At 58.5% G+C, this 23,440-nt stretch carries 20 protein-coding genes; 7 read left to right on the top strand and 13 right to left on the bottom strand.

The window, feature by feature from the left end:
• Position 1 precedes the first annotated feature (1 nt).
• Both VHE12_00225 and VHE12_00230 read right to left on the bottom strand, forming a co-directional pair.
• Positions 2 to 1,138 carry an AGE family epimerase/isomerase gene (locus VHE12_00225; protein ID HVZ79203.1) on the bottom strand — a complete coding sequence of 379 codons (1,137 nt, stop codon included), beginning with the start codon at positions 1,136 to 1,138 and terminating at the stop codon, positions 2 to 4.
• Position 1,139: 1 nt separating this feature from the next.
• A complete protein-coding gene (locus tag VHE12_00230; protein ID HVZ79204.1) occupies positions 1,140 to 4,040 on the bottom strand; it encodes an autotransporter domain-containing protein in 2,901 nt (966 codons plus the stop codon).
• 145 nt (positions 4,041 to 4,185) lie between these two features.
• Here VHE12_00230 and VHE12_00235 point away from each other — a divergent pair, with 145 nt between their 5' ends.
• Complete coding sequence (locus VHE12_00235) at positions 4,186 to 4,605, top strand: nuclear transport factor 2 family protein (GenBank protein HVZ79205.1); 420 nt, start codon at positions 4,186 to 4,188, stop codon at positions 4,603 to 4,605.
• Between the two features lie 9 nt (positions 4,606 to 4,614).
• The gene (locus VHE12_00240; protein ID HVZ79206.1) at positions 4,615 to 5,166 is read left to right on the top strand and encodes a hypothetical protein; all 552 of its coding nucleotides are present in this window, start codon (positions 4,615 to 4,617) and stop codon (positions 5,164 to 5,166) included.
• A gap of 6 nt (positions 5,167 to 5,172) precedes the next feature.
• Here the strand turns inward: VHE12_00240 and VHE12_00245 are convergent, their stop codons facing one another.
• Both VHE12_00245 and VHE12_00250 read right to left on the bottom strand, forming a co-directional pair.
• A complete protein-coding gene (locus tag VHE12_00245) occupies positions 5,173 to 5,595 on the bottom strand; it encodes a VOC family protein (protein ID HVZ79207.1) in 423 nt (140 codons plus the stop codon).
• Between the two features lie 18 nt (positions 5,596 to 5,613).
• Positions 5,614 to 6,363: a hypothetical protein gene (locus VHE12_00250; GenBank protein HVZ79208.1), complete on the bottom strand. Its 750-nt coding sequence runs from the start codon at positions 6,361 to 6,363 to the stop codon at positions 5,614 to 5,616.
• Positions 6,364 to 6,670: 307 nt separating this feature from the next.
• Between VHE12_00250 and VHE12_00255 the strand changes: the two genes are divergently transcribed.
• From VHE12_00255 to VHE12_00265, 3 genes are all read left to right on the top strand, one after another.
• Entirely contained in the window at positions 6,671 to 7,342 is a 672-nt protein-coding gene (locus VHE12_00255) for a hypothetical protein (GenBank protein HVZ79209.1), read from the top strand.
• A gap of 169 nt (positions 7,343 to 7,511) precedes the next feature.
• Complete coding sequence (locus VHE12_00260; GenBank protein ID HVZ79210.1) at positions 7,512 to 8,462, top strand: hypothetical protein; 951 nt, start codon at positions 7,512 to 7,514, stop codon at positions 8,460 to 8,462.
• A 277-nt stretch (positions 8,463 to 8,739) separates the two neighbouring features.
• Positions 8,740 to 9,225: a hypothetical protein gene (locus VHE12_00265; protein ID HVZ79211.1), complete on the top strand. Its 486-nt coding sequence runs from the start codon at positions 8,740 to 8,742 to the stop codon at positions 9,223 to 9,225.
• A 61-nt stretch (positions 9,226 to 9,286) separates the two neighbouring features.
• Here VHE12_00265 and VHE12_00270 read toward each other — a convergent pair whose 3' ends face one another.
• The 3 genes from VHE12_00270 to VHE12_00280 all read right to left on the bottom strand — a co-directional run bounded on the left by VHE12_00270 (position 9,287) and on the right by VHE12_00280 (position 11,570).
• Complete coding sequence (locus tag VHE12_00270) at positions 9,287 to 9,592, bottom strand: zinc ribbon domain-containing protein (protein ID HVZ79212.1); 306 nt, start codon at positions 9,590 to 9,592, stop codon at positions 9,287 to 9,289.
• A 471-nt stretch (positions 9,593 to 10,063) separates the two neighbouring features.
• The gene (locus VHE12_00275) at positions 10,064 to 10,414 is read right to left on the bottom strand and encodes a DUF3795 domain-containing protein (GenBank protein ID HVZ79213.1); all 351 of its coding nucleotides are present in this window, start codon (positions 10,412 to 10,414) and stop codon (positions 10,064 to 10,066) included.
• Between the two features lie 139 nt (positions 10,415 to 10,553).
• Complete coding sequence (locus VHE12_00280; GenBank protein HVZ79214.1) at positions 10,554 to 11,570, bottom strand: alcohol dehydrogenase; 1,017 nt, start codon at positions 11,568 to 11,570, stop codon at positions 10,554 to 10,556.
• A 243-nt stretch (positions 11,571 to 11,813) separates the two neighbouring features.
• Here VHE12_00280 and VHE12_00285 point away from each other — a divergent pair, with 243 nt between their 5' ends.
• Positions 11,814 to 12,212, top strand: a complete 399-nt coding sequence (locus tag VHE12_00285) for a helix-turn-helix domain-containing protein (GenBank protein ID HVZ79215.1) — start codon at positions 11,814 to 11,816, stop codon at positions 12,210 to 12,212.
• A gap of 34 nt (positions 12,213 to 12,246) precedes the next feature.
• Here the strand turns inward: VHE12_00285 and VHE12_00290 are convergent, their stop codons facing one another.
• Positions 12,247 to 13,725: a hypothetical protein gene (locus tag VHE12_00290; protein ID HVZ79216.1), complete on the bottom strand. Its 1,479-nt coding sequence runs from the start codon at positions 13,723 to 13,725 to the stop codon at positions 12,247 to 12,249.
• Positions 13,726 to 13,790: 65 nt separating this feature from the next.
• Between VHE12_00290 and VHE12_00295 the strand changes: the two genes are divergently transcribed.
• Entirely contained in the window at positions 13,791 to 13,964 is a 174-nt protein-coding gene (locus VHE12_00295; GenBank protein ID HVZ79217.1) for a hypothetical protein, read from the top strand.
• Between the two features lie 45 nt (positions 13,965 to 14,009).
• Here VHE12_00295 and VHE12_00300 read toward each other — a convergent pair whose 3' ends face one another.
• From VHE12_00300 to VHE12_00320, 5 genes are all read right to left on the bottom strand, one after another.
• Positions 14,010 to 15,473, bottom strand: coding sequence for a hypothetical protein (locus tag VHE12_00300; protein ID HVZ79218.1), 1,464 nt, complete (start codon positions 15,471 to 15,473; stop codon positions 14,010 to 14,012).
• Between the two features lie 463 nt (positions 15,474 to 15,936).
• The gene (locus tag VHE12_00305; protein ID HVZ79219.1) at positions 15,937 to 16,941 is read right to left on the bottom strand and encodes a DUF3592 domain-containing protein; all 1,005 of its coding nucleotides are present in this window, start codon (positions 16,939 to 16,941) and stop codon (positions 15,937 to 15,939) included.
• 161 nt (positions 16,942 to 17,102) lie between these two features.
• Entirely contained in the window at positions 17,103 to 18,269 is a 1,167-nt protein-coding gene (locus VHE12_00310; protein ID HVZ79220.1) for a beta family protein, read from the bottom strand.
• An 8-nt stretch (positions 18,270 to 18,277) separates the two neighbouring features.
• A complete protein-coding gene (locus VHE12_00315) occupies positions 18,278 to 19,399 on the bottom strand; it encodes an ImmA/IrrE family metallo-endopeptidase (GenBank protein HVZ79221.1) in 1,122 nt (373 codons plus the stop codon).
• Between the two features lie 598 nt (positions 19,400 to 19,997).
• Positions 19,998 to 22,778, bottom strand: coding sequence for a vitamin B12-dependent ribonucleotide reductase (locus tag VHE12_00320; protein HVZ79222.1), 2,781 nt, complete (start codon positions 22,776 to 22,778; stop codon positions 19,998 to 20,000).
• Between the last annotated feature and the right edge of the window lie 662 nt (positions 22,779 to 23,440).

Here is a 23,440-nt window from a genome sequence, read left to right on the forward strand (position 1 = left end):
TTCAGGAAGCCTTGGAAGAGCGCCAGTCGGCCAACTCGGCCACGCACATCAGGATGTGATAGAAGGAACTGGCCGGGGAAGGTCCGGGTAGGAGCCTGCCACCCGCCTCCAGCCGGTCGCCCCAGGAGCCGCGGGGTTCGCGGTCGAAATAGGAACGGAGCACACCCGCCTCCAGTTGCCCGATCCGCCGGGTCCGGGCCTCCTCCCCCACGTCGCTTCGCACCATCCAGGCCTTGAGGGCCTCGGTCTGCACCCAGAGCCGGTGGGTCCGCTGGGTGACCTTGCCGCCGGCCGAGACCTGGTCGAAGACCATCCCGGTCGCCGGGTCCACGCCGTAACGGTCGGCGAAGCCGCAGATCTTGGGGCCCAGCGACGGGTCCACGGTCATGTGCTTCCCCGCCCGCGCCAGGAGCCAGGCCCATTCGTAATGGTGTCCCGGCTCCACCAGGATGCGGAATCTTTCCCGCACCGGCTTCCAGCGCAGGTCGAAAAGCTCCCGCAGGGCCCCGGTCTTCCCGTCGATGACCCGGTCCCGCGCCAGGCCGTAAAGGGCCTGCGCCTCGACGAGGTAACGCCGGTCGCCCGTGGCCTCGAAGGCCAGGATCATGGACTCGAACCAATGCATGTGGGGGTTCTGGCGCATGAACTTACGGTCGCTTTTCGACTGATGATATCCCCCGGCGACGGCCGACAGGTTGGCCCGGACCATGAGGAGCGTGCTTTCGAGCAGGGCCAAGACCTCCGGCTTCTGGGTCAGACGGTGATAGGCCGTGAGCCCCAGCACGATGAAGGCGGTGTCGTAGAGGTCCATTTCGGGGTCCAGGAGGGACCCGTCGCGGTTCAGGCGCCGCGCCCAGACCCCGTCCTTGTTCCTGCCGTGGGCCTTGAGATAGTCGAAACCCTGGTCGGCCAGGGAGGCGGCCTGGGGATGCCAGCCGCGAAGGGCCGCCGTGGAGAAGGAAAAAAGCTGACGGCCCTGGACCCGCACCCGCTTGAAGGGGACGTCGGAGGGGTTCCCGTCCGGGGCCAGTTCCTCGACGAAGCCGCCGTATGTCTTGTCCCAGCCCCGTTCGACCCAGAGCGGCAAGGCTTCCGCCTTCATCCAGGTGACCAGGTCCATCGCGGCCGATCCGGTCATGTCAGAACCCCATATCCAGGCCGCCCGAAAAGCCCTGGCTGCCGCCATTTCCGAAGGCCACCAGGTCGCGGAAGGCCATGGAGACCTTGAAGGTTCGGGAAACGCGCACCCCCAGGCCGGCTTCCGCCGCCAGGCCGTCGGACCAGGCCGTCGGACCGGTCACGGTGAAGGCTCCGCTCCCCGAAAAGCCCGCGCTCAACGCGTCCGAGCTTCCTTCGTAACGGTGTTCCCAGGCCAGGCTCAGGGAAGGGTCGAAGATCAGGTCGCCCACGGCCAGGCGCCGCGAGGCCCTCGTCCCCAGGTCGCTCACCACCGAGTTCTCGCCCTGGGCGGGGAAGGTGAGCGGCGACAGGGATCCCGTCTCGGTGAAACCATCCACCCCCACATGCACATATTGGCCCGAGGCGAAAAGCCCGGCCCGGGTCGGACCCAGGTCGGTGTCGAACCCGGCGCCCAGTTGACCGCTGACACGGGTGCCGCCCGTGGAACCGGCGGCATATCCGCCGTAGCTGGGCCGCTGGACCTGATAACGGTCCAGGCCGGCCGCGAAGGAGGCTTCCAGATAGGCGTCCGTCGCCCGCCATCCCGCATAGAGGCCCGCCTGGCCCCCGGTGGCGTTCACGGCGCCGTTGGCGCCCGGCACGCTATCGCTTTGGCCATAGCCCAGGAGCAGTCCCAGGATCAGGTCCTTGGACAAGTGGTTCTCCAGCCCCGCCGTCAGGCCGCTGGAGGTGAATTGGTAGCCGGGGGCGTTGGCGTCCCCCGCGAGGCTCTCGGAAACGCTCTGCCGCTCCACGAAAAGGCCCCAGGCGCCGGAAGCCCCCTTCGCCATGGAGGCCTCCTCGGACGCCGGCAGGTCGCCGGCGAAAAGCACCTCACGGCCTCCCCATTGGGCGGTGCGGGAAAGTCCATCATCCCCGGCCCTTTTCGAAAAACGGCGCGAGACCATGTCGGCTTGCGCCCGGGCGGCCGCGAAACCCATCGGGAAGACCGGCAGGATCCCCGTGGGCGCGATCTGGTCGTAGTTCGAGGGCAAGGAACTGGTCGTTTGCTGGCCCAGGGAGATGGTCAGGTCCTGGGTCCCCGCGCTCCCGAAGGCCTGGTCCAAGGCGGCCGCCACGGCCTTTTGGTTGGGCGTCACCGCCAGGGCGGTGAAAGAAGGGAGCACTGCCACCAGGAAGACCTGAGTGGGCTCATAGATAGGAAGCATGCGCACCGTGGTGAAAGGATCGGTCACGTTGTCGAACCGCCCCGAGACGGTCCCCCCGGTCTGGAGCAACAGGAAGGATTGGCCCGAGGTGGGAGCGATGACCGAGTAATTGAAGATGGTCAAGGCACCGGCCAAGCTGGCGTTGCCCGCGATGTTCAATTGGTCGTAAGGGAAGGCGCTGGCCAGGCCCATCTTCAAGGTCACCGCGGAACCCTGGACATAGTCGCCGCCGATATTGAGGGTCCGGGGGCCGCCGGCCATCGCCAAGGTCCCCCCCGCCACGGTCACCGAACCGGCGCCGAGGGCCGAGTTGCTGGCCGCCAGGATGGCTCCCGAATCAAGGAGCAGCCCGCCCGTGAAGCTATTGGCCCCTCCCAGGGTCAGGGTGCCCGTCCCGACCTTGATGAAGGAACCCCCGGTCCCGCCGATCGCGCCGGACAAGGTGGTGGAACTGTTGTCGGACCCGCTGACCAGTTGGTTGGCGCCCAGGTGGATGGTGCCCGCGCCCGTCACGGAAGGAACCGTCACCGGGGCCGACGCCGCGCTGATGTCAAAATTGCCGTTGGCGCCGATGGCCAAGAGACCCGCCCCCAAGGTCCCGTTCCCGCTCAAGGCCAGGGTCCCCCCGTTGACGGTGGTCGATCCGCTATAGCTGTTGGCCTGGGTCAAGGTCAGGCTGCCGACGGTGACCCCGTCGTCGAGGATGAGGTTGCCCGATCCCGAGAGGGTACCGTTGAGAACATCGTCGTGATAGTGTTCGTCCAGGGTGAAGTTGTTGGTGATGTCGATGTCCTGGGTCATGGTCACGGAACCGGTGGTGAACCATCCCACATTGTCGAAGAAAAGGGTGGCGGGCCCGCTCCCGAAGACGCCGGACTGGTAGAAGCCGAAGGACGAGTTGGTGGCCCAGGTGTTCCCCGTATAGCTTTTGTTCCCGGAGAGCGTAACGCCGGCCGATACGTAGGAAACCCCGTGGCTGCCGAGGATGTCCCCATCGATATCCCCGCTGCCGTTCAAGGTCCCGCCGGCCGCGGTGATCTGGATGGTCTGCGACACGAACAATCCCTGGAGCCCGCCTTCCAGCGTTCCACCGTCCAGGGTGATGGTGGTGGCCGTGTCCCCAAGGCTCGCGGGATCGGCCTGGAGGGTGGCGCCGTTGGTGACGGTGATCCCACCGGTGAAGTCATTGTGCCCGCCCAGATAGTTGAACCCGCCCGCCACCAGCAAACCCCCGCCTCCGGTGATGGTCACGGACCCCGGAAAATCCCGGACCGTGTTGAGTTCCAGGACACTGCCGCTCCCGATGCTGACGACCCCATTTTGCATGGACATGTTGTTGAGAGAGAGGGTGCCGCCGCCGCCGAAATCAAAGGATGTGTAATGATTGCCGCTCCCATCCAGGAACAGGGTGAGGACCCCTGTACCGGAAACGGTCAGGGTGGTCCCGGCGTTCTTGGTGACCGAGGTGTAGGAACCGGTCTGAAGGATACTGGTGAAACTGTTGAAGAGCGGGCCGAAGTTGATCGTGTCGGACGTGGAGGCCCCGTCGCCGGCGGCGGAATTCAAGGCCGCGCCCAAGGACCCGGCGCCGGTCCCACCACTGTTGGCGGTGACGGTATAGGTCTGGGCAAAGGTCCAGGGCGATAGGCCAAGGGCCAAGACGAGCGACGCGAGGAACGTGGGATGTTTCATGGGGCCTCCAGGGAAGTGAAAGGAAAATACCCAATCCCTAAGACCGGCGCAATCGAACAAGTGGGATTAAATCCCCCCAAAACCGTGATTTTGACCGACGCCCCAAGTGTAAGATGAAGCCGCTGGTCTTTCCTGGAGGTTGGTCATGCATTCACCCGAGGAGTTCCTGCCCGCCTATCAAAAAGCGGTCTGGGAAAAGGATGTCGAGGCCTTCGCGGCCCTTTTTGATCCGGCCATCCATGTCTTCGACATGTGGGGCCGTTGGTCTTTCGAAGGCCTCCCGGCTTGGAAGGAAATGGCCAAGGGTTGGCTCGGATCGCTCGGCGCCGATAGGTGCCAGGTGGAGTTCCAGGACACCCATCTGGAAACATCGGGCGACCTCGCCTGGCTCACCACCACCGTCACCTTCCGGGGGGTGGACCCCTCGGGCAAAGAACTGCGGTCCCTCCAGGAACGGATGACCGCGGTCATCCGTCGAAAGAATGGGGATTGGAAAGTGGTCCACGGACACCATTCAGGCCCTATCGACCATTCCACCCTAAAGGTCATCCTCAAGAAGACTTAAGGAGCGGACATGCGGAACGTCATCTTGAAGAACCTCCTATTCCCCATCGCCCTGGCGCTCATCCTGCTCGCGCCTTTTGCCGCCCAGGCCAAGAAACCCAAGACATCCGCCACCCAGTCCATCCAGAACAAGACCTGCGGCTATTACCTGCGCTATCCCAAGGGCTCCACGCTGGACCGCCCCGGCGATTGCGTGTTGAGGATCACCCGGCCCAAGGCCAAGGAAGCCTGGGTCAACGAGCAGACCCTGACCCTCTATACCGCGCCCCTCGACCAAAAGGATCTGGGCGAACCGCCCGCCGGGGAAGTGCAGCCGGACGGGTTCCTGATGATCGGCCGCATGAAGCTGACCAAAAGCATGGCCATGGACGCGGCCATGAGCCACCGGATGGTGACGATCGTCTATGAGGGCCAATATGGGAAGCGCAAGTACCGGTTGGAAGGGTTCATGAACAGCGCGGTCCCGGAAGTGATGGACCTGCATCCCAAGCATTGGGACCCGGTCAAAACGGCGGAAAAACTTTTCGACGGTCTGGTCTCGACCTTTCGGCCTTTCCAGTGACCGGTCTTACCCTCTTTTGTCCCCTTTGAAGATCCACTGGACCCCGAAGCGGTCATAGAACTGGCCGTAGGTGCCGAAAGGCAGGTCATGCAGGTCCTGGAAGCGGGACTTTTCACAGCCATTGGAAAGCTTGTCAAAAACAGCCTTAAGTTCCTCATACCCCTGTCCGATCACGAAGATAGCCGAGGTATTGCCCTGCTTAGGCTCGAAGGCGGGGGACGCCATCCAGTCGGAGGCCGAGATCTCAACGGCCCCGCTCTTTAAATGGGCGTTGATGGTCCGGTCGTGCTTGTCCTTGGGCAGGAGGTCCTTCATCGGACTGTCGCCGAGCTTGGTGACGGTCAATTCCCCGCCCAGACAGGAGTGGTAGAAGGCCATGGCCTCTGCGCAGTTGCCGTCGAACAAGAGAAAAGGGATGGCACGCAGCATTTCCACGCTCCTTTCCACCTACTGGCAGTAGCCCGCCCGGATGTCGAGATAGTTGGAGTATATGTTGCAACTGTTGGGGGTGTTGGAAAGGTTCCCACTGGTCAGGCTCCCGATCCCGAAATTGTTCCCCGTACTGCCGCTGAAGAACCCAGGGGCCAAGCCTCCCCCGCCGCCCTCATCACAGATACAGAGGCAATAGGTCGTGCCCGAACTCACGGGCGCGTTCCCCGCGATGCCCAGGGTCACCCAGGCGCTCGCCCCGCCGGTGCCCAAATAGGTCACTGCGGAGGCCCCCACCAGGTTCTGGGGAACCCCGCCGGAACTGGTATAGACCGCGCCCTGCAAGGACACCGGGTTGTTCGAGATCATGTAGATCTCGATGTCCTTCAAGGTCCCATCGGCGGAAGGGGAAAAATCACTGAAATAGACCGTGGAGAAATCGGCCGGGCTGGTGAAACCGCTGTCCTGGACCGAATCCCCAAAGACCGAGGGGATGCAGGTATGGGTGGCTGTCGCGGTCGCCGTGGAAGTGGAGGTGGAAGTGGGCGTTTGCGTGGGGGTTTGGGTGGCCGTCTGGGTGGGCGAATCGGTCGTGGTGGTGGTCGGCGTGGTGGTCGCCGTCCCGGTCGGGGCGGGCGGGGTGGGATTCGTCGAGTTGTTGGAGGGACACCCGGAAAGCAGAGCCCCGAGGATCAGGAGGGTCGAGAAAAGAGCGCCTCCCATGAGATTTCTCCAAGAGGACCGGAACGGAACATCGGATGGGAACATGGAAGGCCTTTCGAAAAAGGATGGGTAAATCCTACGGGCGGGATTTTCACAACACAAGATGGCCTGGATCTTTTAGCCGATCCTTAACACCGCCCTCCCCGGCGTCCCCCTTCAGCCGCGGATGGACGATCCAACCCTTCCCTCAAGCTCCCATCCAGTCCTCCCTTCCCACCTAAAGGGCGGGATGGACCGGAAAGGGCCTGGTTGCGGGGGAAATGGGACATCGAACTTTTCGTACCGCCGGAACGTCTCATAGGGGAAGGACCAGGGGTCTTCCCCCTGAACGTTCAATTCCTGGAGGAACATCATGGATCGAGTGAAACGTATCGTTGGGCTCGTCGGCCTGGCCATCGGGATCCCGGTAGCGGCAATGGCGCAGGTCCAAATGGGGGTCTCGGCCGGCCCCAACGGTAACGCCTTCTACCTGGCCATCGGCAGCTATTATCAAGCGCCCCAGGAACAGGTGGCAGTCTGCCAGCAGCGGCACATCCCCGACGAGGAAATGCCCGTGGTCTTCTTCATCGCCAAGCGCGCCCATGTGGCCCCCAGCGTGGTTGTGGACCTTCGCGCGGGCGGCGCCTCCTGGGTGGACATCCTGGGCCGTTACCGCTTGAACCCCCGGATCTTCTACGTGAAATTGAACGGTTCCGTGGTCGGCACTCCCTACGCCCACTACTACGATTTCTACCGTCACCGTGGCCATGTGGCCCTGGTGGACGCGGACATCGTGAACATGGTGAACCTGCGTTTCGCCTCCGAGTACTACCACCGCCCGGCGGAGGAAGTGGTCAAACTGCGGGGCCAATACCGTGACTACCGGGCCCTGCACGAGCATTACCGGCCCGCCCCCCACCCCGGCCCCAAAATGCGTCATGACCGCCGCGAGGACCGTCGCGAAGACCGCCGGGACAAGCGGGACGACCGTCATGACGACCACCGCGACTGGAAGGACGACCATCACGACGATCACCGTCCCTAAGGTTGCGCCGCACCCTATTGACTAAAAAAGGCCTTGGTCATTGGACCAAGGCCTTTTGTTTTATCGTATCCACTTGATCGGCCCAAGATCCGTCCGACGCCGGAACATCCCGTTAATATTCGGCCCATCCATCTTGTATTCACCGGTCCCTTTGACCAAAATCCCTGCCATGAAAACAAAATACCTGGCGGTCCTTGCCCTTCCGTTCCTTTCCCTTTTCTTCATCGGTTGTCCCGGGAATAATCCATCCTCCCCCGGAGAACCCACCAGCACCCCCACCATCACCGGGACACCGACCAACACGGCCACTTCCACGCCCAACGTGACCCCGGTCGGGAGCAACGGCACCGCCTATTTGGAGGCGCTTTCCTATACCAACAGCCATCTCTACGGATGCGATTACACGGGCAATCTCTATCGCTTCACGGACAGCGGCAGCAGCATCTCCATTGATTACCAGACCGCCATGCCCTCGGGCTACTACGCCAGCCTGGCCACCACCATCGCCAGCGGCAACGTGACCCTTTTCATCGACGACTCGTCCAACAACGTCATCCGGGTCTATCGGGACACGGGCTCGGCCTTCGCGCCCGTGACTTCCTTCGGTTCCGGGACCTATTTCGCCCCAAGGGGGATCGGATTGGACGGATCCGGGAACGTCTTCGTCTCCGATAACAACAACGGGGATAACCGGATCGTCCCTTACAGCTACGACTTCTCCACCAACGTGGCCACCGCCGGCACCCCGGTCACCACAACGGGCATCGGGCTCCGCGGCCCCGGCTCCATCGAGTTCGATGGCGCCAACACTCTTTACGTCTGCGGGAACAACTCCCTGGCGACGGCCAAGATCTACTCGTTCTCGGACCCCTCCCTTTCGGCGGGGGTCTCCTTCGGCGGATCGGGGGGCTTGAGCGGGGGCTCGGACCAAGTCGCGGTGGATCCGGTCTCGGGCAAGATCTTCGTGATCGATTCCAGCGACATCAAGAAATTCGACACCAGCGGGAACCTGCTTTTTTCCTTCACGACCTCCAGCTCCGGCCTCGGCCTGGCCTTCGACGGCGCCGGCCATCTTTACATCGGTTGTGTCGCCGGGCTCATCAAGATCGATACGCCCTGACCTTTACCGCCGTTGGCCGGGCCGTACCGATGCCTCGGTCCCAATCCCCTGGATCGGTTTTTATTTCCCAGGCCATCCATGAATGATCACCTGTTCCGTCGACCGGCGCCCACCCCGGCTAAAAACATTTCCCGCCGTGGAACTTGAAATGATTTTTTGCCGCCTATTTGTCCGACAAAGAACGTTCCCATAGTTTTTTCCATCCCTCTTCGAAATTCCCCGTTAAAAGTCCCGGCGGTCATGGTTTTTTTCTACGCGAGGACCGCATAGTCCATCCATGAAATCGAAAACGAGGATCAACGAGGGGGGAACGATGAAGAACGGATGGATCGAGAAGCATGAACAGCAACGTATTTCCGCCACCCTGAAGGCCCAATTCCGGCGGCTGGACCCGTCGGAGGCCCGGGACCTGCAAACCCAGGCCTCCTACCGGCAGACCGGCCTGAAACAATTGGCCCAGCTTTCCAGGGATTCGACCCTGCACCGGGCCATCACCCGGGACCTGTTCCAGAGCCGCCTTTTCCTGGTGGGTCAAAACCCCTTATCGGCGGGAGAAAGGCTGGAGATCCTGCTCCAGCTTCCCCAATACCGGCTCCCCCTGGGCCTCCTGGCCGAAGTGGCCGGCGTGAAGACCTCGACCGAAATGGGCAACACGCTTTTCCATGGGGCCCTGCAGGTCTTGGCCATCCACAAGGACGATGTGGACCGCCTGTCCCGTCACTCCCTCCAACAGCATTCGGCCCGGCCCTGGGGCCGGACATAAAAAAAGCCCCGGTCGTTGGGACCAGGGCCTGGGGATCAGGGGACTTCGGGTCGGCCGGGCGTTACTTCTTGGCCGAGGCCACCGCGGCCGTTATCGGCACCGTCTCGGGGATCGTCCAACGCTGGAGATCATAGATCCCGTTGGCCGAGAGCTTGGCCAGGAACCGGGGGAAACGCAATTCGACCATCCGGACCCGGACGATCTCGTGCATTTGTTCGGCGGTCATCTTGGGTTCGGTGAAGGAACCCAGCCGGTAGCAACGACGGCAATAGAGCTCCGAGGGGGAGCCGTCGCTTTCGCTTCCGTGGTCGTAATCGATCAGGAGGGGGGCGGCGCAACTTTGGCAGACGGTCTTGGGGCGTTTCACGGCGGGCTTCCTTTCGGGACGTATCCGTCGGAAGGTCCCGCGAAGGGGCCGCTGCAGGGGTAGGTCTTACTTCAACTATAGTCCCGAACGCCCGGGAAAAGGGTTTTATATGGGGGGAATCACGGCGTGACGGTTAACCCGGACGAATGACCTTCCAATAAAAAAGCCCCGGCGTTTCCGCGAGGGCTTTTGTTCGGACCACAAATTTCTCAAGTGCTTGTGGTTAGCGCTTCTTTTTCTTCGCTGTTTTCTTTGCTTTCTTCTTCGCCATGGAAGGGCCTCCTTCCGATTCGACATGCCAACATCCTAACACGCCATTCCCCCGGGGCCCGTTCCATCTTCCCTGTCGCCGGCGGACGCGAAGATTGTCCTTGCAATCCACCGGAAGGGAGCGGCGGGAATCGGACCGCCCCAGATCCTCTCGCGACGGCCCCCGGCCTCTTTTTTCCTTTTAAGTTTTAGTGGGGACCCTCAAGACCGAGGCATGGTCCGGCGACGCCGTTCCGCCATCTCCTCGGCAAAGACCTTCGGACCCACCCGCTTGATCTCCGCCACACAGGCCGCACGGTTCGAGTTGAGGACAAAACCCATGACCTTTGAGATGAAATTATTGAATTTCTTGCATTGCGCCGGGTCCGGGTAACGCGCGCATTCCGCACAGGTACGGATCCCGCTCGCCTCCACGCATTTTTTGACCGCACACCATCCGTTCTTCCGGCTCTTCCGACAACCCTCGCACTTCCCATTCAAATAAGAGGGACAGGCCCCGCAATAGAGGCCGCAACAGGCCACCAGGGCCGGCTCGGCGACGATGGAACGCATGAAGATCCTCCCCAAAGAACCTATGGGCCTCATCCTAGGAGCGTTCGAGAAGTTTCTTTATGATCTGTGTTAGCCGGTTCCCCGCCCTTTCGGCCGCCAATCTCCCGCCAAAAGGGCGCAAGAGGACCCGATCCCAGGGTCACCCCACCTTCAACACCACCCGAAAGCGCGCCTTGCCGCTCATCATGCGGTCATAGGCTTCCTGCGCCTTTTCCAAGGGATAGACCTCGTTCATGGACTTCACCCCGGTCATCTCGCTGAAACGCAGTGTGTCCTCCGAATCAATGGAAGAGCCGCTGGGCCAACCCAAGATGTGTTGTTTTCGCATGAGCAGGGGGAGCATGTTCACCTGGATGGGTTTGAAATCCACGCCCAAGAGCACGAAACGGCCCTGGAAGCCGAGCCCGCCGATGGTGGCCGACATGGCGTCGGCGTTGGTGACGGTGGAAAGGATGGTCTTGGCCCCGCCCAGGGCCTGAAGGGCCTTGGCCGGGTCTTCCTTCGTGCTGTCGATGTAGTGGTGGGCGCCCAACTTCTTGGCCAGCTCGGCCTTGTCGGCGCCCCGGGCGATGGAGACCACCCGGTAGCCCATCTTGGCGGCGAACTGCACCCCCAGGTGACCCAAGCCACCCAGCCCCAGAACGGCCACCGTATCCCCCGCCAAGGCCCCGCTATGGCGAAGCGAATTGAAGGTGGTGAGCCCAGCGCAAAGGAGCGGCGCCGCGTCCACGCCATCGAGGCTTTCCGGCATCGCGGCCAACGATTGGGTGGAAGTGATCATATATTCCTGGTAACCGCCGTCGTAGGTGATCCCGGGGATGGAGCCCTTCTCACAGCTCACGAACTCGCCCTTGCGACAGGGTTCGCATTCACCGCAGTGGCCGCCGTACCAACCCACCCCGACCCGCTGTCCCACCTTCCACTTGTCCACGCCGGCGCCGACCGCGTCGATCAGGCCGACCACCTCATGGCCCGGCACCGCCGGGAACCGCCCCGCCATGGCCCCGCTCACCGCCAAGGAATCGCTGTGGCAGATGCCGCAGGCCTGCACCTTGATCCGCACCTGGCGGGGTCCCGGTTCCGGGATGGGCCTTGTCACCAACTCGAATGGACCGTTCGCCTTGCTGACCTGCATGACCTTCATGGTTCCCGCCATGGATCACCTCCTGAAATTTGGATCGCTGTCATCGCGAGGAGTGCTCCCCGAATAGGGGAGCGGTCACGACGTGGCGACCCCAGTTCAAATACGCCTCTTCCCAGCAATGACCGCATTTTCCTTACTTGTGGACGCTTGAATCCTTGAACCAGCCGGAACAAGAATAGGCCCGCCGCCTGAAAAATAGAAAGAAGGCACCCCCAGGTGCCTCCACCACCCCGAAGTACCTCTGGAGGTTTCGAAATGCCTTTATTGGAAGCGGAAAAAATGACGGATCACTCGAAGAAGGTCCGCATGGTCCGGGAGGTCCTGGATCAGGTCGCGACCAAATGGACCCTGATGGTGTTGGATGTGCTGGAGGGCGCCGGCGATGTCCGCCAGTCCAAACTTTTAAAGGCGATCCCGGGCATCAGCCAGAAGATGCTCACCCAGACCCTGCGGCAGTTGGAGCGCGACGGTCTCGTCACCCGCAAGGTCAAACCCACCATCCCGCCCCAGGTCAGCTACAAGCTGACACCCCAAGGGGAATCCCTCAGCTACGCCACCTGCGCCATTTGGGAATGGGTGGAGAAGAACATCAAGTACGTGGAAGATTCGCGAGCGGGATTCGATTCAAGGAAGAAGACCCCGGCCCTACCTTGACCCAAGGCCCGAATTTCGATCCGGCCCGTTCCCTTCACTGTTTCTGGAATATCACCACACTGCCCTGCCCGCTGGAGACATAGAGGTTGTTGTAGGTGGCATCGAAGTCCAACCCCTCCGGATAGGTGAACCCGTTCGTATAGTGCGTCACGGCCGCGGCGGAAGGGTTGAACTCGGCCACGTACCCCGGGGAATAGGTGTCGAGCGTGAAAATATCGCCGGATCCGTCGAAGACCGACTCGCTGGCCGCCGGTACCCCGGGCAGGGTGACGCTCTGCTGGTAAACCCCGGCCTGATCGTACTTATAAATGACGCTGCCGACTTGGATGCAGAGGTTCCCCAGGTTGTCCCAGGACATATAGCTGCCGCCGAAGGCGGGCAGGGCCCCGGCCCCCGAATTGGCGAAGGTAGCGACCTGGGTGTAGGTGGGCGGTGCCCCGGGGGTGATGGACCAGGCGTAGCATTGGCTGTTCCCGCTATCCTCGGCATAGACCGTGGTCCCGGAGGAATTCACGGCCACCGCCGCGGCCCCGCCGTTGACGACCGTGAAAAGGCTTCCGCCGAAGGAGGTCAGGTAGTTCCCGGATGCGTCGAAAACATCGATCTGGCCGGTCGTGCCGCTTCCCTTTTCACCGACATAGATGTTCCCCGTGTTGGGGTCCGCGGCCACCTGCGAAGGTTGGGCGAAGGTGGAAGTTCCGTTGAAGGTCGTGATGGTCGTGACCGGCACCGACGAGGAATTCAAACCGGTGGCGGTCCACTGGGTCATTTTGTTGAAGGCCAGGACCCAAACATCGCCGCCGCTCACGCAGAGGCTGGTGATGCTTCCCACGGAGGAAAAGTCCCCGAAGGTCACCGCGGCCGCGTAGGTGGGCCCGATGGCCGGGGTGGAGGTCCCCGTTTCCGTGGGGGTGGAAGTGGCCGTGGCGGTGGCCGTGTCGGTGCCCGTGGACGTGGCCGAATCCGTCGGGGTGGCGCTGGGGCTGTCGGTGGCCGTCGAGGTGGCGGTGGACGTCGGGGTGACCGTGGGGGAAAGCGTATCGGTCGGCGTGTCCGTCGCCGTCGAGGTGGCGGTCGAAGTGGCGGTGGAGGTGGCGGTATAGCTGGGCGTGGGAGTGAAGGTGAAGGTCGGGGTCACGAGGATCGTGACCGGGGTCCAGGTCGAGGTCGGGGTATCGGTGATGGTAAAGGTGGACGTCACGGTGGGGCTGGAAGTGGGACTGGAGGTGTCGGTGGCCGAACCCGTCGGGGTGAAGGTGGCGGTGGAGAAAATGGTCACCGGCGTCCAGGTGGAGGTCGGGGTATCGGTGACGGTCGGTGAAAAGGTGGAGGTCCCGGTGCTGGTGATCGTGGGGGTGGACGTGGCCGATCCGGTCGGGGTGAAGGTGGCCGTGACCAGTTCGATGATGGTCACGGGCGCGGGGGAGGTCGGCGAGCTGCCGCCGCAACCGGGCAGGTTCACGGCCACGAAACCCGCGAACAATAGGATAAGGGTGGTCTTCAGGAATCTCATGGGGCCTTCCCGCCGAAAGATGGGTGAAATTATGCGAGAAACGGACGAAGTATCAAGGTCGGTAAATGAATATTAACGTGTGTTTTGCCAAGGAATCCTCTCGAATGGAGGGGGACCGGCTCCCGGCCGTTATCGCGCCGGACGCCTACGCCATCTGGGAATGGGTGGAGAAGAACATCAAGTACGTGGAAGATTCGCGGGCGGGATTCGATTCGATGAAGAAGAACTTGTCGGCCTAATGAAGTCGATACACGAACTACGGAAGAAAACCTTATTCTTCCGCTTTAATAATAAGCCATGAGGGTGCCGATGCCCCCATTGTTCAGGTCGGAATAGGCCACGTAAGGAATTCCGTTGTAAAGATAGAGAGAGGGATAATCGGTGCCGCCAGGCGTGAAGCCCGCTCCGCCGACCGGGGACCAGGAAGATCCGTTGTAACTCAGGACCGTCAGCTTGTTCCCGAGCCCGCCATCCGAAAAAGCCGTGTACACCGTCCCGCCCGAAACGCCCAGGGAGCTAAAGCCGATCCCTCCGGTGGAGATCCCGTTGGAACCCAGGACGATCCATGCGCTTCCGTTGTAGCTCATGACCGTTTCTTTGTAGCTGTTGGCGACGTCCTGATAGGCCAAGTAAGGCGTCGTCCCGTCCATGAACAAATTGGTTAATTGGGCGGTCCCTGAAGTAAAGCTGGTGGGCCCCACAGCTACCCAGTTGCTCCCGTTGTAGGTCTCGACGGTGGCCTTGGACCCGTCCTCATAGCCGATATACAAAGCGCCCGAAGAAAATCGAAGGCTCGTACTATTAACGGTCCCGGCCGAAAAGCCGGCACCCCCGAGGTAACTCCATGAGCTCCCGTTATAGGTCATCACACTGGCCTTATAACCGTTGAGGGCGTCCTGAAAGGCCACATAAGGGGTCCCGGTCGAGGGGTCGATGGCCAGCGAAGCATAAGGGGCATTCGGCGTTGAAAAATTAGCGGCCCCCACATAAGACCAGGTGGATCCGTTGTACCCCAGGAGCGAGTTGTTCGGAGAGCCGCTATAGTCCAGGAAAGCCACGAAGGGGTTGTGGTTGTAGAAATCCAGGGAAAGGTAATCGGCCCGAGCGCTCGTGATATTCGTACTTCCGACCGGGCTCCAGGAAGAACCGCTGTACTTCATGACCGAGGCTTTTTTTGAGTTGGCAACATCCTGGAAGGCCACGTAGGGGGTCCCGTTATCCACATAGAGGGAGATGTAATTCGCCGCGCCGGAGGAAAAACCGGTGGTTCCCACCTGGTGCCAACTGGGGATGGTGGGGGTTGGCGTCACCGTGTCCGTGGGGGTCGAGGTCGGGGTGTTCGACGGGGTGGAAGTGTTGCTGGCGGTGGGTGAATCGGTCACGGTCAGGGTCGGGGAATAAGTGAAGGTGGGGGTAACGGTCGGGGTGCTGGTGGGACTGTCCGTCGGCGTCGCGGACGGAGTGGCCGTGGAGGAGTCGGTCGGCGTTGAAGTCACGGTATCCGTGGGGGTGTTGACGGCAGTGGCTGTGCTGGAGGAGGTGGGGGTCGACGTTGGGGTTGAAGTAAGGGTGGAAGTGGCCGTATGGGTGGCGGTATTGACCAAGGTGTTGGTGGCCGTTGGGGTGGGGCTGGAGGTCGGCGGCGCGGGGCTGGTGGGGCTGTTGTTACTGTTCGAAGGGCAGCCAGCGAGGAACAGGGCCATTACAGCGCAAAGGGCCGATGCAAGATAAAGAGTGGATCGCTTCACGGACCCTCCAGGGTTGGTTAACCCTACGCTAGTCCTCTCGACCCAGCAAGGATAACAAAGGTAAAAGAACCATTTAGGGCCAAAATCTTGAGCCTATCGCCCCCTCGGTTTCCTCCCGAGCCCCTTTTTTACTACGGCGTGGTAAAACCATCCCTGGTAAGAAGCGCCCTTTATGAAACCCTTATTTTGCGTTATGCGCGGCGCATAACTTTCCCCGCTACCCAGGGGCGTCAAGACGGAGTCATCCAACCTATTCTTCCAATAAATTCCAATTCTTCATAAAACCCTTATTTTGAGTGTCCAGTCTCTGGACAGCAGAAATAAGGGTTTTTGGGGTGTCCGGCTTGCGCCGAGCCTTTTCGGATAAAAGGTCTTATTCAAGAGGTTGCTGAAGGGGTGGTTCGGGACCGACGGGGGCTAGGGCCTAGGCGTCCCTGTTCGAAGAACGGTCGAGACGACCGACTTAGGGGGCTTGGAGCGCTTTGCGCCTTCTGTAGCTAATGACGGTCGCCACGATAATGGCCAAGGCGATCAAGAAAGCCAAGATCGGCCGGGACCAAAGTTCCGAGAATTGGTCCACCCTGAAATCGGCCGGTTCCGTCGGGTCATAAAGGACTTTGACCGTCTGGCCGACATTGGGCATCAAGAACTCCAAGCCCGAGCGATTCCTGCTTTCCAAAGTGAGTTTCACACCTTTTTGCGTCGTAAAGCAGACCTCAAGGTCCTCGTAGCCCGAACGGCCGCTGGAATGATGGATCCACCGGGTCACGACCCCGGTCGTGGGAAGGGCCGTCTTCAAGAATTCGGTCGTACGCCAGATCATAAAACTTCCACCACCCAGAAGAAGGGCCACCATGAGCCCGACCAGGAGGGCCGCCGCCCCAGGGGGCAGGGGTTTCCGGGCTTGGCTCCCATTCGGCGGCTGGGGCACCCCTTTTTTGATCTCCCGGATCCTCAAGATCCCGATCGTCGCGGGGATACCCAGGATCAATAACGCAAAAACGATGATCACCCAATCTTCCCCTGGGAAATGGCGTATCAGCATGTCTTGAACGATGAAATAAAGGCCGGCAAGGAAAAGACCGCCTAAGAGGATCACCATCAGCCAATAAGGGAGAGTGGAAGGCCTACCCTTGCGGTCATCCTTCACCTCACCCTGTGGTCTTTCCAAGCCCCGATCCGCCGACCAAGGCCCCAACCCGAACATCTTTTTGATCGCAGCGACCGCGAGAAAGTAACCGATCAGTAATGGGAGAATGATGGCGAGATAGAGGGGAAAGAACAGGAAAGCGGTAAGTCGTTTGAGAGAGCTCGCCGTTTCGGGGCTAGGGAGATACCAAGAATAGATCTTTGAAGCCACCAACAAGCTGAAAAGGCCGATCAAGACAATACCAATGACCCCGAAAAAGGTCTCGACCGAAGAAGGCTTCTTATAGTTCTTGGACATCGGATACTTGGGGTTTCTCAATGGCTACCTTTGGATGATCGAAATGGCTGATACGAGGTCTATTTTATGGGAAAAGGCGTAAAGACCGGAGCTTGGACCAGACAGGAATAACGACGCTTCGCTCGGTGGGACAAAAAATGGGCTTAGCCCATCTGTTCTCTACACCTTTTATTTCTCAAGCTTCAATCTTTGGGGTTAATCTCTTCGTTGCTTTTTGTTTTCAAAAGTAGCGGAATTTGTACCGGAGAAATAGTTTTTGAAAAAGAATTGATTATTTGATTCTTAGTTAAAGTAATGTGACGATTTGTATCGATTGAAACCCAACTTTGAAGATTTCCCGTTGATCCACTACCTTGGGCGCATTTAGCTATTCTCCCATCCCCCCAGGAATAGTCCGCGCTATCGAATTCTTCATTGTCAAATACTTGCTTCGCCAAATTGTGATACTGCCCGTATCCTTTTTTTAGGCTATGCCCTTTAAACACCAACCATTCACCACTAGTTGCATAGCGAATTTTTCCACTCGGACTCATTTTCCGCGGATTGAAGTTCAAAAAATTAGGATGAACAATTCCATAATCTCCAAAGAATAAATTTATATTTTCATTCTTAAAGTACTCGAACAAACCCTCCCAAAGCTTTACTTCATGCCTCGATATCTTGAAAACAGAATCACATTTAACTTTACCTAACGTCTCCGGGAAACTTGATGCGACTACAATAAATGTATTCGTCAAACCTAGCCGAAGCATCTTGTTAATCGTTCCGATAGCCAAATGGGTATAAGAAATAATGTCTGATAGATTAATCGACCTAAAATCCAGCATCACATCAAAACCAATATGATTTTTACCGCTGACCAATCGACGCAATAAATCCTCAAACCATTTTCGAGATTGTTGATAGTTCCTCATATCCAATTCGAACAATCTCAAACAAGCCTTTTGCCGATTTCTCTGAATGATTTTTTTGAATTCGGAAATATAAAATTCATCTCTATCAAAACCTATCGTTGGAAAGGCATGAATACCGCGTTTGTCAAAATAGGCGTCAACAAATTTCAAAGGATGTGAACCATCCTCGAGTCTTTCATTAAAACCAAAATCAAATAAATCGTAGTAGATTTCAGATCCCCAAGACGATATCAACTTGTCACAGGTTCTTTGCAAGTGCATTTCGAGAGAACTTTTCGGGATACCATCCGGATGCTCTTCCGAATATTTTAAATCGACATTTGGAATATCGATAAAAGGAACTATTCCCGAGACCACATCAGCAGATAACATCTTAAGTGCGTGAAATTCTCCAGCTTTACCCTTTAAAACCGGAACATAAATAGGATCGTTCATCTTTCACCTCACCTTACGGGCACAAATTCAAACTGCCTTCTTACTTCTCCCTGCCCAATCAGTTTAGAAAAGTTTATGTAGTTGTTTTTTTCTCGCCGAACCTGACCAGCAATAATGGCCGGATGAACATTCCAGATTTTGGAATATTCAAATATCAGTTTTTCGGATGGTTGTTTAACTAAAGCGCTTCTAGTCCAATCTTTTCGTGAAATTAAATACTCTGTCGCATAAAAATCCGCTTCTTTTTCCAACTCATCGGATGCATCGGAATCAATATCATCAAAAAAGAAAAATTCACTTTTCTTCAAATGCATTTTGATGTGCACCAATTCATGCATTAATGTGAACCAGAAATTATCAATACGATCGAACCTTAGTGTCATTCCAACAATTGGATTCCCTTTACTTGTAAAAAAGGAGGCGCCATCCAATTTCGTTTTAGGAAGGTGTTGCACAATCAATAATACAATTCCAAATTGCAGCAGGCGTTCCATTGCCAATCTTGGGCCATCATTTGCTAAACTCAGATTCGAAAGACCCCTCAAAAACTTTTCCGTAATTAACCCGGGGTCATACTCGGGAATATTTTTTTTGTCTTCCGCCTCCTTTAAAACTCTGGCTGCCCATGCATGAAGTGAATAAACATCGAAAGAATCGCTTCCTTTTCCTGCAAATGTTTTTCGAAACATAACCGGCGAAGGCAAAAATGCTCCCTTTCTCTTAAAAAGAGATTCGAAAGAATCAAATACTTCTCGTTCGGTTTTTCCAGAGATCCACCCCAGTTTCTTCATCGGACTAATCGGATATTTAGAAATGTCGACTGAGTCTCCGACATTTGACTTTTCGATAAGAAGGTCAATTGGTATTGACAACCCCTGTGATAGCAAACGAATCATTTGCAAGGTCAAGTTACGCTTTCCTGAGAGAACTTCCGAAACCTTGCTTTTTGAGCCTATATATTGGATTAAATCTGATTGTTTCAACCCACGCTCTTCCATACGAAAAACAATTGCGTCTATAGGATTGGGGGAACTTATTGGAAAAGCTCCCTTTTCATATCGCTCCACTAAAACACCCAATAATTTTAGTTTCTCGGCCTCTGGAGTCCCCTCTGCCGGATCTAAAGCCATTAATCTGTTTATCTCGGTTAACGAGTCTTCATATTCAGTTTCTGTATTAATTACTCGCGGTTCCATTACATCACCTTGTCTTATTTCTTACGTCGTATTCCTTGTGCGTTCCAATCCAAACGACTTTTATCAATCCCCCGCCATAAGAGACTTCGACTTCTAATCGATAGTCATTTCCTCTTATGTCAAAGATAACTATTCTCCCTTTTAAGATGCTCGCTTTTGCAAATGTGTTAGTCACGTCCTGCGGCAATTTCCAGACCGCCTTTTCTGTAATAGAAATCCAAACCTCGATTGAACTCTTGGCATCAGGGTGTTTTCGATAAAAATCGAACAACAAATCGCGTCGAATAATTAACATTACTTTCCCGATTACTTCTCTTTTGCCAGCTCATATGACAACAATACATGAAAGTTCCCAAAATATGAACAAAATAATAATAAAAAACACACCATGGGAACTTATTGATCTTTTTCAACATTAGAAACAAACAAAAAAGCCCCACCCTCCGGAGAGAGCGGGGCTCGGCCTAACTTTAGGTTGCCCCTCATTGCATGAGGGACAAGATCGTCAACGGCGGGCAGCGCTCCTAACTCATCAAGAGCAGCCACTCGTCGAACCGCAATTCAGGCACTTATAGCAAGCGGCGTTGCGGACCATGATGGTCCCGCATTCCGGGCAGGGCGGAGCGTCCGCCTGGGTCTGGAACACGGCCTGGTCGCGCTTATCGGCGGCCGAGGTTTCATCAGGGGCCTTCGCGTGCTTGTGGTCCTGCTTGGCCGGGGCCGCGGGAGCGGCTGCGGCGGCCTTGGCGGCATGGGCGGTTTCCACCGCCGGACCGTCATGGGCTTCGGCGGCGCCCCGTTCCCCCGCCGGCAGGAACTTCAGGGCCAGCCAACGGAAGATGTAGTCGGTGATCGACTTGGCGAAGCGCACTTCCGGGTTGTTGGTGATGCCCGAAGGCTCATAGCGGCTGTGGGAGAACTTGTTCACCAACACCTTCAAGGGCACCCCGTACTGCAGGGCCAGGGAGATGCCGGTGGCGAAGGAATCCATCAGGCCGGAGACCGTGGACCCTTCCTTCGACATGGTGATGAAGAGCTCGCCCGGGGTCCCATCCTCGAACTTGCCGACGGTGATGTAACCCTCGTGGCCCGCGATGGAGAACTTGTGGGTGATGGCTTCCCGCTCGTCGGGCAGGCGGCGGCGCGCCGGCTTGGGAACGGCCTTGCCGTCGGCCCCCAGGTTGGTGGAGAGGGGTTGGGACCGCTTGCAACCGTCGCGGTAGATGGCGACGGCCTTGAGCCCCAGCTTCCAGCTCTCGATATAGGCCTGCATGATGTCCTCGACGGAGGCGTCGTTGGGCAGGTTGACGGTCTTGGAGATGGCGCCCGACAGGAAGGGCTGGACGGCGCCCATCATGCGGATGTGGCCCATGTAGTGGATCGAACGGGTCCCGTTCATGGGCTTGAAGGCGCAATCGAACACCGGCAGGTGCTCGGTCTTCAGGTGCGGCGCGCCCTCGATGGTGTCGTGGGCCTCGATATAGGCCAGGATGTCCTTCACCTGGCTGTCGGAGTATTTCAGGTTGCGAAGGGCCTCGGGGACCGTCTGGTTGACGATCTTGATGACCCCACCGCCGACCAGCTTCTTGTACTTGACCAGGGCGATGTCGGGCTCGACGCCGGTGGTGTCGCAGTCCATGAGGAAGCCGATGGTGCCCGTCGGCGCCAAAACGCTGACCTGGCCGTTGCGGAAGCCCCATTCTTTCCCGTGGGTCTGCACTTCCTTCCAGACGTGCTGGACGGCGATGAAGATGTCGTCGGAGACGCCCTCGCGCTTGATCTTGGCGGCCTCGGCCTGGTGCATCTTCATGACCTTGAGCATGGGCTCCTCATTGCGGGCGTAGCCGGCGAAGGGACCCACTTCCTTGGCGATGCGGGACGACATCAGGTTGGCCTCGCCCTGCATGAGGGCGGTGATGGCGGCGGCGTAGTTTCGGCCTTCGTCGCCGTCGTAGGGAAGCCCGCGGCTCATCAGGAGCGCGCCCAGGTTGGCGTAGCCGAGCCCCAACGGACGGTAATCGTGGCTGTTGCGCTCGATGGGCTTGGTGGGGTAGCTGGCGTTATCCACCGTGATCTCCTGCGCCAGGATGGTGACATCCACCGCGTGCTGGAAGGCCTCGATGTCGAACTCGCCCTCGGCGTTGCGGAACTTCATGAGGTTGAGCGACGCCAGGTTGCAGGCGGAATCGTCCAGGTACATGTACTCGGAGCAGGGGTTGGAGGAGTTGATCCGGGCCGTGTTGGAGCTGGTGTGCCACTTGTTGATGGTGGTGTCGTACTGCATGCCCGGGTCGCCGCAGATCCAGGTGGATTCGGCGATCATCCGCAGGATCTCCTTGGCCTTGTAGCTGTCCATGGGCTTGCCGTCCTTGCGGGACTTGGTGGTCCAGGTGCCGTCGTTCATCGCGGCGTTCATGAAGTCGTCGGAGACACGCACCGAGTGGTTGGCGTTCTGGAACTGGACGGAGTCATAGGCCCCGCCGGGGACGTTGAAGCCGCCGTCGTAGCCCGCCTCGATCAGGGCCCAGGCCTTCTTCTCTTCCTCGGCCTTGCACTGCACGAACTCGACGATGTCCGGATGGTCGGCGTCCAGGATGACCATCTTGGCCGCGCGGCGGGTGCGCCCGCCCGACTTGATGACGCCGGCGAAGCTGTCGAAACCCTTGAGGAAGGACACCGGGCCGGAGGCGGTGCCGCCGCCCGAGAGCTTCTCCTTGGAGGAGCGCAGGCTGGAGAAGTTGGTGCCGGTCCCCGAGCCGTACTTGAAGAGCATGCCCTCGGTCTTGGCCAGGTCCAGGATCGATTCCATGGAGTCGGAGACCGAGTTGATGAAGCAGGCGGAGCACTGGGGGCGGGCCTCGATGCCCACGTTGAACCAGACGGGCGAGTTGAAGGCCATCTTCTGGTTGACCAAAAGATGCAGGAGCTCGTTATGGAAGATCTCGGCGTCGCTCTCGGTGGCGAAGTAACCCATGTCCTTGCCCCACTCGGCGATGGTGTCGGCCACGCGGCGGATCAATTGCTTCACGGAGCGCTCGCGCTCCTCGGTGCCCATCAGGCCGTGGAAGTACTTGGAGACCACGATGTTGGTGGCGGTCTGCGACCAGCTCTTGGGGACCTCGACGTCCTTCTGTTCGAAGATGACCTTGCCCTTCTCGTCGGTGATGCCGGCGGAACGCAGTTCCCATTCGACCTCATCGAAGGGATGGACGCCCTTCTTCGAGAAGTAGCGCTTGATCTTGAGGCCCCCTTCCCGGGTGAAAGTGTTCGGCCTCACAAAGGTCTGGGCGGCTTGGGCTGATTTCGTCGACATGCATCCTCCTTAAAGGAACGGTGCCCGGGGATCCTGGAAGGACCCGCACGGACAAAAAATGGTTTATGGGTTCCCCCAGGCCCTGTGGACCTGCGGGAGAAGGGGTCGCAAAAACACCGGCCCCCCCGGAGCCAAGATTTCCCTCCTGAGGTTAACCATGGGTTAACTCAGTCCTGGAATCCAGGTTGTAGTGGATGTGGTTCGGAAAGTTTCGTGCGAGGCTGGAAGGGCAGTAGTTGACGCGCGACGGTCGGATCCCCGTTATCCCCCTCTAAAAATCACCCGAAGAAGGCCCCGGTACTTCCCCCATGGGACGCTCCCTCAGGACACAAAATGTGGTGTTCGGTTGAACGACCAGCCACTAGGAAAAAAGCGGGCAAAAATCGTTATTTAACACTACATTTTGTTAACACGCAGGTTATATACCCAAGGCCTAGTGCTGTCAAAGGAATTATCGGTCCCCCAAATGATTTAACATAAGCCGGACCCGATGGCTCCACCGCCAAGCCGCCAAGCCGCCAAGAAAAGTAGATGGGGATGGAACAACCCACCCCTTAAAAACCAATTCCCCCAAGTTTTATGGAATCCTCCGGATTTCACATCGGAGGGATTTGACCTTTTTAAGAGACGGCCAAAAGGTCGATCCTTCTTGGCGGTCTTGG

The sequence above is a fragment of the bacterium genome, from assembly GCA_035549195.1.
In the GTDB taxonomy this organism is placed as follows: domain Bacteria; phylum Oederibacteriota; class Muellerivitia; order Muellerivitales; family Muellerivitaceae; genus DASZRK01.